Source organism: Paenibacillus sp. FSL K6-1558 (assembly GCF_038002565.1).
Classification (GTDB): domain Bacteria; phylum Bacillota; class Bacilli; order Paenibacillales; family Paenibacillaceae; genus Paenibacillus; species Paenibacillus polysaccharolyticus.
This window is the reverse complement of the sequence record NZ_JBBOCV010000001.1, coordinates 4,540,695-4,557,338: the sequence shown is the minus strand read 5'-3', so window position 1 is coordinate 4,557,338 and position 16,644 is coordinate 4,540,695. Positions and strand designations below refer to the sequence as shown.

At 48.4% G+C, this 16,644-nt stretch carries 15 protein-coding genes; 6 read left to right on the top strand and 9 right to left on the bottom strand.

The annotated features are described in order from the left end of the window. Nucleotides 1–29 precede the first annotated feature (29 nt). The 4 genes from bcp to MHI38_RS19860 form a co-directional block, all read right to left on the bottom strand. Nucleotides 30–494: a thioredoxin-dependent thiol peroxidase gene (gene bcp, locus MHI38_RS19875; protein WP_154891945.1), complete on the bottom strand. Its 465-nt coding sequence runs from the start codon at nt 492–494 to the stop codon at nt 30–32. A gap of 71 nt (nt 495–565) precedes the next feature. After that, nucleotides 566–1,351 carry an ABC transporter permease gene (locus MHI38_RS19870; protein WP_336121188.1) on the bottom strand — a complete coding sequence of 262 codons (786 nt, stop codon included), beginning with the start codon at nt 1,349–1,351 and terminating at the stop codon, nt 566–568. Nucleotides 1,352–1,355: 4 nt separating this feature from the next. Continuing rightward, nucleotides 1,356–2,150 carry an ABC transporter permease gene (locus MHI38_RS19865; protein ID WP_090924537.1) on the bottom strand — a complete coding sequence of 265 codons (795 nt, stop codon included), beginning with the start codon at nt 2,148–2,150 and terminating at the stop codon, nt 1,356–1,358. A gap of 1 nt (nt 2,151) precedes the next feature. Continuing rightward, nucleotides 2,152–3,198, bottom strand: coding sequence for an ABC transporter ATP-binding protein (locus MHI38_RS19860; RefSeq protein ID WP_090924538.1), 1,047 nt, complete (start codon nt 3,196–3,198; stop codon nt 2,152–2,154). Between the two features lie 228 nt (nt 3,199–3,426). On the opposite strand from MHI38_RS19860, the gene MHI38_RS19855 reads away from it, so the two are divergent. Further along, entirely contained in the window at nt 3,427–4,467 is a 1,041-nt protein-coding gene (locus MHI38_RS19855) for an LCP family protein (RefSeq protein WP_341181564.1), read from the top strand. A 186-nt stretch (nt 4,468–4,653) separates the two neighbouring features. Further along, entirely contained in the window at nt 4,654–5,970 is a 1,317-nt protein-coding gene (locus MHI38_RS19850) for a glutamate-1-semialdehyde 2,1-aminomutase (RefSeq protein ID WP_341181563.1), read from the top strand. Between the two features lie 68 nt (nt 5,971–6,038). On the opposite strand, the gene MHI38_RS19845 is transcribed toward MHI38_RS19850, so the two are convergent. Continuing rightward, nucleotides 6,039–7,430 carry an aminotransferase-like domain-containing protein gene (locus tag MHI38_RS19845; RefSeq protein ID WP_341181562.1) on the bottom strand — a complete coding sequence of 464 codons (1,392 nt, stop codon included), beginning with the start codon at nt 7,428–7,430 and terminating at the stop codon, nt 6,039–6,041. Nucleotides 7,431–7,589: 159 nt separating this feature from the next. Here MHI38_RS19845 and MHI38_RS19840 point away from each other — a divergent pair, with 159 nt between their 5' ends. The 4 genes from MHI38_RS19840 to MHI38_RS19825 all read left to right on the top strand — a co-directional run bounded on the left by MHI38_RS19840 (nt 7,590) and on the right by MHI38_RS19825 (nt 12,374). After that, on the top strand, nt 7,590–8,525 hold the full coding sequence (locus MHI38_RS19840) for a DMT family transporter (protein WP_221791410.1): 936 nt from the start codon (nt 7,590–7,592) through the stop codon (nt 8,523–8,525). A 129-nt stretch (nt 8,526–8,654) separates the two neighbouring features. After that, nucleotides 8,655–9,770, top strand: coding sequence for a GerAB/ArcD/ProY family transporter (locus tag MHI38_RS19835; protein ID WP_341181561.1), 1,116 nt, complete (start codon nt 8,655–8,657; stop codon nt 9,768–9,770). Next, on the top strand, nt 9,745–11,220 hold the full coding sequence (locus MHI38_RS19830; protein ID WP_253497579.1) for a spore germination protein: 1,476 nt from the start codon (nt 9,745–9,747) through the stop codon (nt 11,218–11,220). The genes MHI38_RS19835 and MHI38_RS19830 overlap by 26 nt, the downstream gene beginning before the upstream one ends. Beyond that, the gene (locus MHI38_RS19825) at nt 11,220–12,374 is read left to right on the top strand and encodes a Ger(x)C family spore germination protein (protein ID WP_260511172.1); all 1,155 of its coding nucleotides are present in this window, start codon (nt 11,220–11,222) and stop codon (nt 12,372–12,374) included. The genes MHI38_RS19830 and MHI38_RS19825 overlap by 1 nt, the downstream gene beginning before the upstream one ends. A 140-nt stretch (nt 12,375–12,514) precedes the next feature. Here the strand turns inward: MHI38_RS19825 and MHI38_RS19820 are convergent, their stop codons facing one another. From MHI38_RS19820 to MHI38_RS19805, 4 genes are all read right to left on the bottom strand, one after another. Continuing rightward, a complete protein-coding gene (locus MHI38_RS19820; RefSeq protein ID WP_341181560.1) occupies nt 12,515–12,910 on the bottom strand; it encodes a sensory rhodopsin transducer in 396 nt (131 codons plus the stop codon). Nucleotides 12,911–13,466: 556 nt separating this feature from the next. Next, entirely contained in the window at nt 13,467–14,651 is a 1,185-nt protein-coding gene (locus MHI38_RS19815; protein WP_341181936.1) for a rhamnogalacturonan acetylesterase, read from the bottom strand. A gap of 192 nt (nt 14,652–14,843) precedes the next feature. Next, nucleotides 14,844–15,683: a carbohydrate ABC transporter permease gene (locus tag MHI38_RS19810; protein WP_090924547.1), complete on the bottom strand. Its 840-nt coding sequence runs from the start codon at nt 15,681–15,683 to the stop codon at nt 14,844–14,846. A 2-nt stretch (nt 15,684–15,685) separates the two neighbouring features. Beyond that, nucleotides 15,686–16,588: a carbohydrate ABC transporter permease gene (locus MHI38_RS19805; protein WP_090924548.1), complete on the bottom strand. Its 903-nt coding sequence runs from the start codon at nt 16,586–16,588 to the stop codon at nt 15,686–15,688. Nucleotides 16,589–16,644 lie beyond the last annotated feature (56 nt).

The following is a 16,644-nucleotide window of genomic DNA, read 5'->3' as shown; positions in this document are numbered from 1 at the left end:
TTTATTTTCACAAGATCGGAACCGATGGATTACAGCCCTTTTACCGTCTCCAATGCCTCTTCGATATGTCCCTTCACGCGCACCTTTGTCCATTGTTTAATCAGCTTGCCCTCTTCATCCAGCAGGAAGGTGGAACGCACAATGCCCATGTACTCCTTGCCGTACATCTTCTTCAGTTGCCATACGCCGAACTGCTCTGCAACCGTGTGCTCCTCATCCGATAACAGGATAAAAGGCAGTCCGTATTTGGCAATAAACTTGTCATGTTGCTTCATCGGATCAGTGCTGATCCCCAGGATGACTGTATTCAGCCCTTGAAAATCCTCATGTCGATCCCGAAAGTCACAGGCTTGTTGCGTACAAGACGAGGTCATATCTTTCGGATAAAAGTAAATCAGAACTCGCTTGCCGCGAAAATCAGACAGCTTCACAGACTCACCCGTGCTTGATGGCAGTTCAAAATCCGGAACTTGTACACCTTCTGCTAAAGTCATTTTCATGTCCTCCTTGGAATTCAAGTTATATGATCCTTCAGATTTGCGTGAAGTAATCCTGTAAGCAGGGGTCAAGACCCCGCTCCCCGATACCGCTTCACACCGAAGTTCCACAGGGTAAGGCCAAGCGTTGCAAAGACCAGCCCCATGACCGGAGTGAGCAAAGCCATCCGATGCATCTCTGCTCGCTCTAGGAACAGCGCTGCCGGATAGATGCCAACAAAGGCAAACGGGATAATCCAGGTGAGCAGTACTTGAATGGCTCTGTTATAGATTGTTACCGGATAACGTCCATATCCTTGAATATTGTACATCAGCGGCAAAATACCTGTCGGCGCATCCGAGTAAAAGGATAGTGACGTCAATGTAGTATAGATACCCGCGTAGATTAGCACTGAACTTAGTGCCAATATAATCAATGCAGGGATGTGCCACCATTCCAGCACGAGCCCCATCTCTGCACCACTGAAGATCATAATGATTAACCCGATGAACGAACCTACGAGAGAGGGCGGGTCTACATTTTCCAGCAGAATCTGAAACAGGTTGTGTGCCGGTCTTGTCAGAATGCGATCCATCTCACCTTTGACAATGTAACGCTCGCTGAACCCCCACAGGTTGATAAAACAGCTAAAGATGCCGTATGGCACCATAAAGTACCCGTAAACAAACAATACTTCCGCCTCACTCCAGCCGCCGAGGTTATCGGTATGCCGGAAAACGACAAAGATAAAGATCAGATTGGTCGCCTGAAACAGCAGATCCGAGATAATTTCAACCCAGAAGTCGGCGCGGTACGTCAGACGTGTCTTCATATAATTTTTCAGATATTCCCAGATTAAACCCATATAGTACATTCGCTTATCCCCCTTGCACGAACAGACGCTTGCGAGCCTGCCGCCAGATCAGCACCATGGGTATGAGAAGCAGGACAAACCAGAGCACCTGAATCCCGAGCACATTCCAGATGCCTGTACCTTCCACCCTGCCAGTGAAAACCGAGCCGGGCAGATACGTGATCGCCTGAAATGGCAATACTTTCATGATTGTGGACAACCAGTCCGGATACAAACTGATCGGAATGATCAGACCCGAAAAAAGATCGACTACGACACGTTTCATACGCATCATGCCTTCGTTATTTTCCACAAAAAACGCCGCCAGTCCCGTAATGACATTAATCTGGGAATTAATGATGAAACTGAAGAACAGCATAACGAGAAAACCGATCCATGCCGAAGGCGCTGTCGGAAGCTCCACCGGGAACAGCAGGATGGCAATAATCATGCCCGGAATCATGAGCAACAAGAAGCGAAAAATACCTTCGCCAAGCCCCTGCATCATTTTGACCATCACATAGTTAATCGGCCTTATAAACTGAATCGCAATGGAGCCATCCCGAATGTCGGCGGCAATCTCCCGGTCCAGATTGTTAAAGTAAAACGCACGCGCCATCCAAGAGACAGCAACATACGTTGTCATCTGTGCTGCCGTAAAACCGCCAATCTCTCCGCTGCTTCCATAAATAGCTTGCCACGTAAAGTAATACACGCCAATATTCAGCGTATATATCAAAATGCCGGAATAATAATTCACTCGATACGCGAGCATCGTCAGAAAACGAATACGCATGAAATCGATAAATGCACTGTTCATCTTAGGTAGCACCTACCGCTTCTTTATCTGCCGACACAATCTCCGGGCGCTCAGCCGAACCGGACTGGTAGATACTACGCACAATCTCATCCGTGTTGGTCTCAATGATCTGAATATCCGTAATATCTGCCTGACCTACCACACGTGCCAGTACATCCGAAACGTTCAGTTCCAGCGGAATCCAGACGGAGGCCGACAATTCGTTCTCCACGGTCCACCGCACAGGCATCGCCGCTGTCCATTCCTGCATCTGAGTCATCGTGTGACCTGTACCGAATTTGAACCGAACCTCACGCTCTGTGCCCCACTGGGACTTGAGATGATCCAGACCTCCATCATAGATGATACTTCCCGCATCCAACATGATGACTCGCGAACATAAGGCTTCGATATCCTGCAAGTCATGTGTCGTAAGCAGGATGGTTGTACCATGTTGCTCATTCATGTCTTTCAGGAACTCGCGGATTTCTGACTTCACCACGATATCCAGACCTATGGTCGGCTCATCCAGGAACACAATGCCTGGATTGTGCAGTAAGGCCGCCACCAGTTCACAGCGCATCCGCTGACCGAGACTAAGTTTGCGCACCGGGCGACTCAGCAACTCCTGTAATTGCAAACGCTCAACGAGCTCGTCCAGCCGTTTACGGAAGTCCTGCTCCCCAACACGATATACTTTGCGTAGGAGATGAAAAGATTCAATGACACCGATATCCCACCATAACTGGCTACGTTGTCCAAACACTACACCAATATTTTTGACAAACTTCTCCCGTTCCTGATACGGAACATACCCACCTACCGATAAATGCCCGGATGTAGGCACCAAAATGCCGGTCAACATCTTGATCGTTGTTGATTTGCCGGCACCGTTCTCTCCAATATATCCGCAGATTTCACCTTGCGGTATCTGAAATGAAATATCATTCACAGCCAATACTTCCTGGTATTGACGTTTGAACAGATCCTGAAACGCGCCCTTCAGCCCACCGCGGCTTTTCTGGACATTAAACGACTTTCGCAAATCTTTTACATCAATCGCCAGCATGTTTATACCTCACTTGGATTTTGTTGAAATTGCTTGTAGCCCAAAAAGAAATTATAATAGTAACAGTCAAAATTCAGCAAGCTTTAAAAAATAGTTCGAAGTGGCCTCCTCTGCCTTGAGCTTCGGAGGGGAAGCGAACGGAAAGCTTCGACTTATACGCTAACTCAACGCAACTTTACATGTACTGAAATCGTTTATTTTTTATCTCAAATACAAAGGAGCGCTAGCATGACCAGAAAGACGAAGAGAACCCTATGGATCTCTCTTGCCGCCTTCGTGTTAATTGTTGGAGGGGCAGTGGCCTACTATTTCGGTTCTATTCTTAATCAGTTGGATGGATTGCAGAAGAAAGGCGAGGATTCGCCATTTGCCAATATTGAAAATGTAGAGAAAGTGAAGACACCCGACCCTCCGAAATGGGAAGGTACCGAGACCGTGAACATATTGGTTATGGGTGTTGATGCCCGCGGTCTGAAAAAGGGTGAAGTGCCACGTTCCGACAGCATGATGGTGGTATCACTTGACCCGCTGACCAAAAAAATCAATCTCTTCTCCATTCTGCGGGACACTTACATCAATATCGACGGATATGGTAAAGATCGCATTAACACAGCGATTACCCACGGTCCGAACGTAGCCATGGAAGCCGCAAGTGACTTGCTCGGTATCCCTGTTCAATATTATGTGTATACCGATTTCCAGGGATTCATCAAACTTGTCGATGCGGTTGGCGGTGTAGACTTTGATGTCGAGAAGGACATGCATTATGTGAGTAAAGCCGACAACAATGAGTACGATATTGATCTGAAAAAAGGCTACCAGCATCTCGACGGTAAAACAGCCTTGATGTATGTTCGTTTCCGTCATGATGCGATGTCCGACTTCGCACGTTCGGAACGTCAGCGGGAGCTGCTCAAAGCCGTGACGGCCAAAATGCAGTCCACAACAACGATTGCCAAACTACCTTCCATTCTGGAACAAGTTAGCCCGTATGTAGATACCAACCTGACGCTTTCCGACATGTGGAAGCTGGGCGGGCTTGGTTACCAGAGCAGTATGAATGGCAGTGAGCAGGTTCCACCAATGAACCTGTTGAAAGAAGAACGCACTCCTGGGGGAGCACAAGTCTTGTCGGTAACCAGTGAAGAAAAATTAAAACAGCATGTTCAAGACATCATTCACCCACCAGTCAAGACGGAAGACGAAAAAGCCAAAGAAGACAAGACCGCCAGCGGTAATGAAAAGAACACACAGCAACCGGCAGAGTAAATGAGCCAATAATACAGCTCTGAGCTAACTTGGTATATACTATAACGATGATCTCATTCATTCTCAGAAGGGCAGCCTATATGCTGCCCTTTCGCTATGCCTGTTCGCCAAAGTATGCGAAAATAATCATATCATGCTATTGTTTTGCTGGTTTAAACTAATGGAATTACGAAAGGAAGTTATCTCATGAATACACGTACGAACTCGGAGTTGTTATATACAGAAGCGTTGGAACATATTGTAGGCGGGGTAAACAGCCCTTCACGCTCATTCAAAGCGGTGGGCGGCGGGGCACCCGTTTTTATGAAAAAAGCGCAAGGCGCTCACTTCTGGGATGTCGACGACAACAAGTACATCGACTATCTCGCGGCATACGGACCGATTGTGACTGGACATGCCCACCCTCATATTACCAAAGCCATAACGGAAGCGGCTGCAAATGGTGTCCTGTACGGTACACCAACGGAGCTTGAGATCAAGCTTGCCAAAATGCTGAAAGAAGCGATCCCGTCCATGGACAAGGTACGCTTTGTGAACTCCGGTACAGAGGCCGTGATGACGACGATTCGCGTAGCTCGGGCATATACGAAACGGAATAAAATCGTAAAATTTGCCGGATGTTATCATGGTCACTCCGATCTCGTACTGGTCGCTGCAGGCTCAGGCCCGTCTACGCTTGGCATTCCCGACAGTGCAGGTATTCCGACCAGTATTGCTCATGAAGTCATTACCGTTCCATACAACGACCTGGATGGTCTGAAGGAAGCGCTCGAACGTTGGGGTGACGATGTAGCCGCGGTTATGGTAGAGCCGATCGTTGGTAACTTCGGTATGGTTATGCCAGAGCCAGGTTTCCTGGAAGGTCTCTGTGCAATGACACGCGCGAACGGTTCACTTGTTATTTATGACGAGGTTATTACCGCTTTCCGTTTCCACTACGGTTCCACTCAGACGTATGCCGGATTGGACAATCATGCGGAGATTGAACCTGACCTTACTGCACTTGGAAAAATCATTGGCGGCGGCTTGCCGATCGGTGCCTACGGCGGACGTAAACATGTCATGGAGCAGGTTGCTCCACTCGGCCCGGCGTATCAGGCCGGAACGATGGCTGGCAATCCGGCATCAATCTCGGCGGGTATCGCTTGTCTTGAAGTACTGCAAGGTGCTGGCGTATATGAAGAAATGGAACGTCTCGCCTTCGATCTGACCACTGGCTTGCAAGCTTCCGCGGACCGTCATGGCATTGATCTGACGATCAACCGCATTCGTGGCGCGTTCTCCACGCATTTCTGCAATCATCCGGTGACGAATTATGATCAAGCACAAGACACGGACGGCGAACGCTTCGCGTCCTTCTTCCGCCACATGTTAAACCGTGGCATCAATCTGGCTCCTTCGAAGTATGAAGCTTGGTTCCTGACCACCGCTCATACGGACGAAGACATTGCTGTCACGCTCGAAGCGGCTGAAGCTTCTTTTAAAGCAATGGCACAGGAGTAAGAGTTGGAGCCGGCGGCAACATAATTTTAAATTCAAGATAGACCAGCCTATTAAAGACTGGTCTATCTTCACGTTGTCGATCTGATCTGCAGCTTCAATATCTCCTCCCGGATGATCTGCATCCCCTCTGCAATACGCTGTTTCGGAACATTAGAGATGTTCAGTCGCAACATCTGATCTGTAAATGCGCGGTACGTCCCTTCGGGATAATATCGCTCTGTTGTATCAGCAATAATTCCGCGGTTCTGTAAACGGGACAGCAAGGTACGGACAGGTATATTCCCTGGCAAAGGGAGGGCGGTATGTTCTCCGCCAGTTCGTGGCGCAATACGAAATGGTTCGAAATCGGAATAAGCCTCCAGCTGTTCTTGCACAACTTCCATCCGCGCGGCATAGCGGCTACGAATGATTTTGCGATGGTGGGCAAACATTCCGCTATGAATGTACACCTCAAGCGCAGCTTGAGATAACAGTGAGGTGTCGATATCCAGCATTCTTTTCATTGAACCGAAAGAGGCGATCAAGGCCACAGGCGTTACGGCTACACCCATACGAAGTCCAGGGAACAGAATCTTGGAATAACTTTTCAGATAAATAACGCGGTCATGTGTATCATAAGCCCATAAAGGATCTTGTCTCGCGTTGTCCTCCAAATCGGCCAGATAGTCGTCTTCGACCAGATAAACATCATATCGCTGTGCTAACCGAAGAAGTCTCTTCTTTTCCGCCGCCTTCATGGAAGTCCCGATCGGATTGTGGAACCGTGGGATCACATAGAAAAACTTGATATCCCCCTCCGCAAACTGGCGTTCGAGCGAATCCCAGTCCAGTCCTTCGTCAAACGTTCTTCGTACACCAGCAATCGGCACGTTCAAGCTCTTCAACAAGGTAGGCATGTTGTGATATGTAGGCAGTTCCACCATGACTTTGGTTCTTCCACCGGGAAAGGGCATCAAGGCCAGCGCCGCAAGCGCCTGCTGCACACCCGATGTGATGAAAAACTGTTCCGCTCGCGCAAATACCTGATAATCGGCAAACTGTTTCTGTAATAGCTCAATCAGCGAGGGCAATCCTTGCTGCGTGCCATATAAAAAAAGCTCATCTTGCTTCTGTTTCATCGCCACTTCCACGCAATGCCGAAAATCCGCATAAGGAAATACCCTTGGATCAGGAGCCGCGGACGCAAAATCCAGCGGCTCCTGCCAATCCATATCCTGTACACCTAGACCATTTTGAACGGCATAATAACCGGATTGGGGTACGGCATACACCAAATGTCGCTGTTCCAACCATTCATACGCACGAATCGCTGTGCTTACACTGCATTGATATTGCTTCGCAACACGGCGAACCGCTGGCAACCTTATTCCTTTGTCATCCCACTGGCGGCTTCCCTGCTGAACCATTTGCTCCTGTATCCACTGTTGCAATGCATGAGCGATTACCTCATATTTTTTCACCTTTCCACCCCTTATCTACAAAACTGTACCGGTACAATCGCTTGTTTTCCGTATTGTAGCACAGCGGATGTAGAAGTATATTAAATAAGGCTAATATATTCCATCGCTTGATAGGTAACAGTAAATCTAGTTCATATCGCATTACTGGAGGTAAAAGGAATGAATACTACACATAACCGAACCTATGCTTATATTGCATCTGTTGTATATGCTGCCATTATCGGACTATCTTTTTTATTTGTGAAAATGACCGTCACCATTGCTCATCCCTTAGATGTGCTTGCACATCGTTTCGCTCTGTCACTCATTGTGGTCAGCATTCCTGTGCTATTCGGCTGGATTAAAATCAATCTCCATTGGGCTGACCTGTGGCGAATCATTCCGCTTGGACTGCTCTCGCCCGTACTCTTCTTTGCCTTTCAAGCCTTCGGACTGGTAACCTCCAATTCTTCGGAAGCGGGAATTATTCAGGCGATGGTGCCTGTGTTCACCCTTGTTCTGGCCTCGGTCTTTCTGAAGGAACGTACATCTATTGTGCAAAAAATGTCTCTGCTCCTTTCTGTCGCTGGCGTCATCTTTATCTTTGCCATGAAAGGTAGCGGCATGTCGATGAGTAATATGCAAGGCATTGTGCTACTGGTTCTATCAGCCATCAGTTTTGCAGGATACGGGGTACTGGCCAGACCACTTACTCGGCAATATAAACCGCTGGAACTGACCTGGGTGACCTTAATGGTAGGGTGTATTGTGTTTAATGCGATTGCATTAATACGTCATGCATTCACAGGCTCAATGGCTGATTATGTTCAGCCGCTTGGAGATCTATCCTACTTGGGCGCACTCGCTTATCTGGCTATCTTATCTACCATGGTATCCACCCTGCTGTCCAGCTACGCCCTGACTCATCTGGAGGCTTCACGTGTCAGTGTGTTCAGTAATCTGTCTACACTCATCTCCATCGCTGGGGGTGCTCTGATTCTACATGAACCTGTCCGGAGTTATCACTATGTAGGTGCAATCCTGATCATTATCGGTGTACTTGGCACCAACATGAGTGGTCGCAAACGTACGTTGGTCAGTCATGCTAAAGCATGATATCCGTCAAGCCAGAAATACCGCAAAAGGTACGATGATTAACGTACCTGAGGCGATGATCCTGTATGAAGCTTCCCAAACACGTTAACACTGCTGAGGATACTCTACTCTGAAAAGGAGTTCCTCCGCATGAAGCGTACACAACCTTCGTTCTTGCAAGCCATGATGTTAATCATGTTATCTGTAGGCCTCATCAGCCATGTATTAATTATACCCGCCCTTCTGAGTGCGGCCAAAAGGGACTCATGGATCTCAGTTTTGCTATCTACCGGCCCACTCGTGATCTTTGTACTGATGCTGGCCTACGTGTCACGCTTTCTACAACATCAGACTCTACATGATTGGCTGTCTTCCCATCTTGGTAAACCCGTAGGTTTTCTGTTGCGGGTGGGAAACAGTCTCTTTTTTCTATGCGTCATCTACTTTACGTTACGTGATACCACGACTTGGGCCAAAACGAACTATCTGACCGAAACACCTGTGATCGCAACAACAATCGCACTTATGGCTTTGTGCGGATATGCTGCCTATAAGGGTATGCGTTCGCTCGCCTTCACAGCAGGACTGATTCTGCCATTAGTTGTGTTGCTCGGCTTCTACGTCGCCATTGTCAATTCCCAGTATAAAGATTACAACCGTCTTCTGCCTGTGCTGGAGCATGGATGGTCACCTGTATTTCAGGGCATGATTTACAGTCTCGCAGGCATGTTTGAACTGCTTTTCCTCTGGTACATTCAGCCTCATCTCTCCAAACGTATCAAGCTATGGCAGTATCTAATGCTTGCATTGATCATGGTTGGTTTAACGACAGGTCCGCTCATTGGAGCGATCGTAGAATTTGACCCTTATGAAGCAGCCAAAATGAGATACCCTGCTTTTGAAGAATGGCGCATTGCCTCCCTGGGCAAATATATTGCGCAGACCGATTTCTTTTCCATCTATCAGTGGCTCGCAGGTTCATTCACCCGGATTAGTCTGGCCATGTATATTGTGATAGAAATATGGAATATTAAGACCACTTCCAGAAGGATGGTTACTTGTGCGTCTTTGGCTACATTTTTTATTCTATCCATGCTGTACCCTCTGGACGATATTACTTTCACGAAGATTCTGGTTGATTACATCTTTCCATATAATCTCGTGTATCTGAGCGGATTTGCGGTTCTGGCAACAATCGTTGCCTTCATCCATTCACGCCAGCATAGGAGGAAACAACGCCATGGAGAAGGAGAAACACCCGATTGACACAACATCCTACGAGAACCTGCTTGCCTCCCTGAGAAAAAACTTTGAATCCTGTGCGGATGTGGTTATCCAGACGTTTTCTGCCCAAGATGAGACCGTTCGTTCTGTCATTCTGCTCTATTGCGACGGGCTGGTGGACAGTAAACAAATCAATCAGTTCATCATTCCACGGTTAGAAAAACATACATTGATTATGGAAGAGGCTGTACCCAAGGAGCTTGGGCTAACCCTGAAACCCATAGATGACATTTCCGATCTCCAAAACATAAGCATGCTCCTGTTTAGCGGGCAGCTTCTACTTATTTTTGAAAATGGTGTACAGGCTTGCAGTCTGGATATTGCCAATATTCCGGGACGCACACCAGAAGAGTCTGCCATCGAGACGTCCGTAAAAGGACCGCGCGATGGTTTCACCGAAGAACTATCCACCAACATCGCCCTGGTTCGCAAACGGTTAAAAACGTCATCCATGTGTTATGAGAAAATCATAAAAGGAGATCGCACACAGACAACGATCGGTCTCTTATACGTTAGAGATATTATTAACCCCGAAATTCTAGAGACTGCTCGTAGCAATCTGAATCAGATTAACGTCGACGGAATCATGGGCACGTCCATCATGGAACGCGCGGTCATGGGGGGCGTGAGAAGCATCTTTCCGCTTACAGATAATTCTGAACGTCCGGACTATGTCGCAGACTCTTTAATTAACGGACGCTTTGCTGTGCTCACGGATGGGTCACCTGTAGCCGTCATCGCACCGACAACACTGTTCAATCAGTTAAAATCACCTGAAGACGAGAGCACTCCCTTTTTCATCGTGACCTTTGAACGGATATTACGAATTGCCGGGCTGCTCATTGCCTGTTTTTTTCCGGCCTTCTACATCGGTCTGACCAGCTTTAATCTGGAGCAGATTCCACTGCCCCTGCTCGCAACGATCGCAGGAACACGGATGGGATTGCCCATGCCGGTTACGCTTGAAGCTTTCCTAATGATCTTTATGTTTGAACTGTTCAATGAGGCTGGAAGAAGGCTACCGCGTGCGTTGGGACAGACCGTCAGCGTAGTCGGCGGCTTAATTATCGGGGATGCGGCCATTCGTGCCGGGATTACATCTCCCACTATAATTGTCACGGTAGCGATCTCCGTCATCTCCAGCTACATTCTGGTGAATACGGTTCTGGGGGGAGCCACATCCCAGGTTCGCATCGGAATGTTAATTGCTTCTTCGATCTTGGGGTTATTCGGATTTATGGTTGCTCTGTTTGCCTTGTTAGTTCATCTCGTATCTCTGGAGTGTTACGGCGTATCCTACCTCTCCCCTGTATCACCTTACATTCCGGGAGATTTCACACAGGCCGTATCCATGCCACCTTCCATGACACGCACCAAACGCCCAGCTGTGTTACGCACACAGGATTCTACCCGCCATAAGGACAAACCTTGATGAGATGGACTTGCGTAAGTAGCATCGTTGCGGTTTGTGTCATGCTGCTGACAGGATGCTGGGATTCCAAGGAAGTGCAAAGCATTAACTTTATTACAGCCATTGGCATCGATTATGCGGATAATCAATATACGACATACGCCCAGTTAATCGATTTTTCCAGCATTGCAAAGCAGGAAGGGCCGACACCAAGAGAAGGTAGTCAAATATGGATCGGAAAAGGTACCGGTACAACGTTAAGTATGGCAATCAACAATCTGTATGAGACATCGCAGCAGCAAACGTTGTGGACTCATGTGAAAGCAATTGTGCTATCCAAAAATGCGTTGGAAGGGCGACTGGAGGATGTTTTTAACACGTTACTTCATTCCGGGCAACTGCGATATACACCATGGATCTATGCGACAGAACAAGATCTGTCCACTTTGCTCTCTCCCTCCGCGATCCTGAACCAGTCGGCTCAAACGATTGAGTTGTTCGAACCGATGAGACTGTACAGGCAGCATTCCGGGTATGAGCCCATTCGCCTGCATCAGTTACTTGATAGTCTGAGAGAACCTGCATCTGTGGTGTTGCTGCCTTCCGTTTCCACTAAAAATCAGACGTGGCATAACGGCGAAGAGACCCCGCCGCTGATTCGAATGGATGGATTTTACGTCGTGAGCAATGGAAAAAGTCAGGGGAAAGTCTCTGGTGCCGAAGCAGACGGCGCCCGTTACGTGAATTATGACCATGTGTACCAATATCCGCTGTATGTTTATGGGAAGCATGGCAATACTCCTGACCTTACATTGACTCTTCACAAACCCAAAACGCGTATAAAGGCGAAAAAAAGTGCTAGCGGTATCACCTTTGATCTGTTCACTTCAGTGAAAGGTTCGATTGCTGAGGATCATGGCTCTTTTCGTTCTCCCCGTGTAATGGAGCAAGAGGCAAGCAAGCAGATGGAAGCTCAAATACGAAGCTCATTTGCCACAACCAAAGCGCGGAATGTAGATTCATTCGGTCTTGTAGAGCATCTCTACCGGCATCATCCCGATTGGTGGAGAGCTGAGGTTGCCCAGCGGGCAGAACCCCTTGCTCGTATTCGCCTCGGCAAAGTTGAGGTCGACGTGAAGATTCTGAATGCCAGTACGTATAAATATGGGGAGTAAACCGAAGAGTAAAGACCTGTAATCCGGCATCAAACCAGGTGCAGATTACAGGTCTTTCTGTGCTTGGTCAGTGCTTGTTAGCTTGGCAAGATGATTAAGGCACCGTACAATATTCATTATTTTTTGTTGGCTTACTTCGTTTATGCCAAAGGGTACGCCATGACACTCATTAAGGCCAGTTCCGGCTGGGTTGTATCCAGGCGGCTGTACTGAATGATGACGGGTACATTACTTGAAACCGTGATGGCATATGGTACACCGGAAGGGATGCTTTCTTCTCCGGCACGTAGCGATGCGGTACGGATATGTTTTGTTCTTCTAGCCGGGACTTCCGCTTGCATATGTTCCAGCGGATCGCGGTCTTCAAAATAAATCGTGATGTCCAGCGTTGCATCCTCACCCCCCGTGTTTAACACACAGATGCTCTCATGACTCTCCAGTGCACCTGAGCTATCCGGCGGGATGTACCCATCCGGGATAACCCAGTACGTATGACCGTGGGATGAGGATTTCGGAAGGCTTGATTGATCTGGCATGATTCTCCTCCTTTTTGCGATACGCCCTGAAAATTAAAACCTTCGGTGGCTCGCGGGCGGGCGCTCGGTGGGCGGATCGGGCTTTGGGCCGCTGTTGGTCCGGGATTTCTTCTATTCCCCTCCAAGGGAGAAATCCCGTGCCAAACGCGGGCGCTTTGCTCCCTTTTCCCGATTCCGCCCTCCTCTCTGCCTCGCTCACCCTCCACTGCTTTTAAAAGGCATGGCCTTCGCTTCGTTGGGCCATTTTTTTGTGCTCGTTGCTTCGCTGAACTCGCATTTCATTTAAACCCCTCGGTGGCTCGCGGGCGGGCGCTCGGTGGGCGGATTGGGCTTTGGGCCGCTGTTGGTCCGGGATTTCTTCTATTCCCCTCCAAGGGGGAAATCCCGTGCCAAACGCGGGCGCTTTGCTCCCTTTTCCCGATTCCGCCCTCCTCTCTGCCTCGCTCACCCTCCACTGCTTTTAAAAGGCATGGCCTTCGCTTCGTTGGGCCATTTTTTGCGCTCGTTGCTTCGCTCGACTCGCTTATAATTTATAAGCAATTGTATAGTTCGCGTTTCAACGCAAATACATCTGCAATGGTTGCAAATGCATCTCGCGGATAGCTTCAGCCACCTGCTCTGCCAAGCGGCGTGCGCCTCGCTCCTGAAAATGTGTGTTATCTTCCATCCCGGTTGGGAAGTTGATATATTCGCCGGGCAACACCCACATAAAATCATCTTTGGTTCCTTCTTCACCCGCCTGCTCAAACATCAGGCGGCTGCGTTCGGCCAGATCGATTAGCGGCACTTCTTCATCTGCCGCAAGTTCACGTACGGCGGTAATATAATCGCCGTGTGTATCGGTCAATGTGCCGTCTTTCGCAAAGTATCGGCGATGCACTGGTGTGATCAGCACCGGACGCGCCTCAGCCTCGCGTGCGGCATCAATATATTTTTTCAAATACTGCTTATAAGTGGTAAAAGGATCTGTCCCCCGTTCCGGGTCAGGCTTCTCGTCGTTATGTCCAAATTGAATGAACAAAAAGTCATCCGGTTTTATTCGCTTCATGATCGCATCCAAGCGGCCTTCATGAATAAAACTACGGGAGCTGCGGCCCGACTGCGCATGGTTATCCACCGCCACGTCATGTTTGAACTGTGCAGGCAGCAGTTGTCCCCATCCACAATACGGATATCCGCTCTCTGGCTGATCTGTTACCGTTGAATCCCCAGCGAGAAAAACAGTCATCGTTTGATTTGCCAGCGTAATCTCCAGTACATTGATCCGAGGTGCAGGTCCCGAGAAGGTCAGGCGAAGCTTTCCTCCGCGAACAACAACGGCAAACCGCATTTCTGCGCATTGCCCAGCCACCGTGCGAATCGTGGGTAACATCAGCCGGCCTTCTCCTGCTTTGACACGCGTGATTGTATCCGCAAGCGGATCTCCGGCAATCAGTAACACCTGATACGTCCCGTCGGGCACATCGACGACAAACGATGCCTTAAGCGGGATGCAAAAGCTGGAACGCAAGCGGGCAGACATTGTTGCCTGCCCCTGCGATGGATAACCCCCTTTTGAAGAAGGCGACCCATCTTCCTGCTCTTCAATCCGTTGCTTTTCATATACCAGCGAACCGGGTTCAAATCCGAATCCTTGGCTCACATCATATATCGTTGTAGACGAAACAGCCACATAGCCATCTGCTTTTCTTACATTCGTATGGATGCCTTCTCTGCAAGCTTCCTTATCGGACTTCCTCATGCTTAAAGTGGATTGCGATATGATTTCTGATCTATGATCAGATTGAACTGTGATCGGGCCAAAACTAAACTTCCACGAGGAACTCTTTTGTTCTACTTGTTCTACTTTTTCTGCATGTTCTGCGTTTTCCAAGTCTGCTGCATCCACTAATTTTTCTCCTCCATGTATTATTGGTTTGATGCGCTCGCCTCGTTACCCCTTCAAACCACTCGTGCTCATGCCTTGCACAATCTGCTTCTGGAAGATGAAGAATACAGCCACAACCGGCACCAGACTGACAATCGACATCGCGAACATCGCCCCCCAGTTGGAGGCAGATTCACTATCGAGGAACATTTTGAGCGCCATGGATACGGTGTACTTGTCAGGCGAATTCAGATACAACACCGGCCCGAGCAAGTCTTCCCATCTCCAGTAAAAGGAGAAGATTGCCGCTGTCGCCAGCGAAGATTTGATCAAAGGCATGATGATCTGAATATACAGCCTGAATTTGTTACAGCCGTCAATCGTTGCGGCCTCATCCAGCTCTTTCGGAATCGTGCGAATAAACTGAACCATCAGGAAGATAAAAAACGGCATTCCGAAGAATGTAGGTACAACAATCGGCAGAATCGTGTTCAGCCAGCCCAGCTTGGTAAAAATGATATACTGCGGAACCAGTACGACGTCGTGCGGCAACATCAGCGTAAGCATCATCAGAGAGAACCAGAAGGTACGTCCTTTGAAATTCAGTCTGGCAAAACCAAACGCGATCAGTGACGAGGAAAGCACTGCCCCAATCGTAGAGATGACCACTATGATCAATGAATTGGTGATGTAATCCATAAACGGCCGTCCAGCTGTTCCTTTCCAGCCATCCACATAGTTGGACCAAATCCATTCGGTCGGAAACAGGCTTTCTGCCGTTACAAAAATCGTGCGACTCTCCTTGAAAGAACTGAATAACATCCACAGCACCGGGTAGAGCATCAGGAGGGCAAGTGCGGCAACGAATAGGTGATAGATTGGCCATTTTACATTTCTCCACACCATGATTACTTCCCTCCTTCAGATTCATAAAATACCCAGAACTTGGATGTCAGGAACACAGCCGCTGTAAGCACACCAATCATGATCAACATGACCCACGCCATCGCAGAAGCATAACCCATGTTGTTAAACATAAATGCCTGGCGGAACAGATATAACGAATAGAGCATCGTTCCGTCCATCGGGCCACCTTCCCCTTTGGAGATGATGTACGCAGGCACGAAGGTCATAAATGCACCGATCGTCTGCATGATCAGATTGAACAGCACGATTGGACTGAGCAATGGCAACGTAATGCTGAAAAACTTCCGAACAGGATTCGCGCCATCTACCCCTGCGGCCTCATACATCTCGGGAGAGATGTTTTTGAGTCCTGCCAGGAAGATCAGCATCGATGAACCGAACTGCCATACGGACAGGGAGATCAGCATCACAAGGGCCGCATCCGGGTCACCGAACCAACTGATCGGCCCAATGCCGATGGCGGTCATCGCACTGTTAATGACACCTTCGTTACTGAACAGGTTACGCCACATAATGGATACGGCCACGCTACCGCCGATGATGGAAGGCAGATAGTACAATGTACGATACGTTCCCACCATACGAGAGCCCGTGTTCAGAATCATTGCGACAAAGAGGGCAAAGATCAGCCTTAACGGCACCCCGATGAATACATATAAAAACGTAACCTTAACCGAATTCCAGTATTTCGGATCATCAAAAAACATCTTGGTATAGTTGTCCATCCCGATCCATTTGGGAGAGGTGAACAAGTTATAACTCGTAAACGACATGTAGAGAGAAACGAACATCGGGATGAGCGTAAATCCAAGAAAACCAATAATAAATGGGCTGATAAAAGCATATCCCGTCAAGTTTCTGCGCAATGAAGAATACTGCCTCAAGTGGAACGTACCTCCTTCATGGATCAGCTTGCTGCCGTCTTCATGTTGCAGACAGG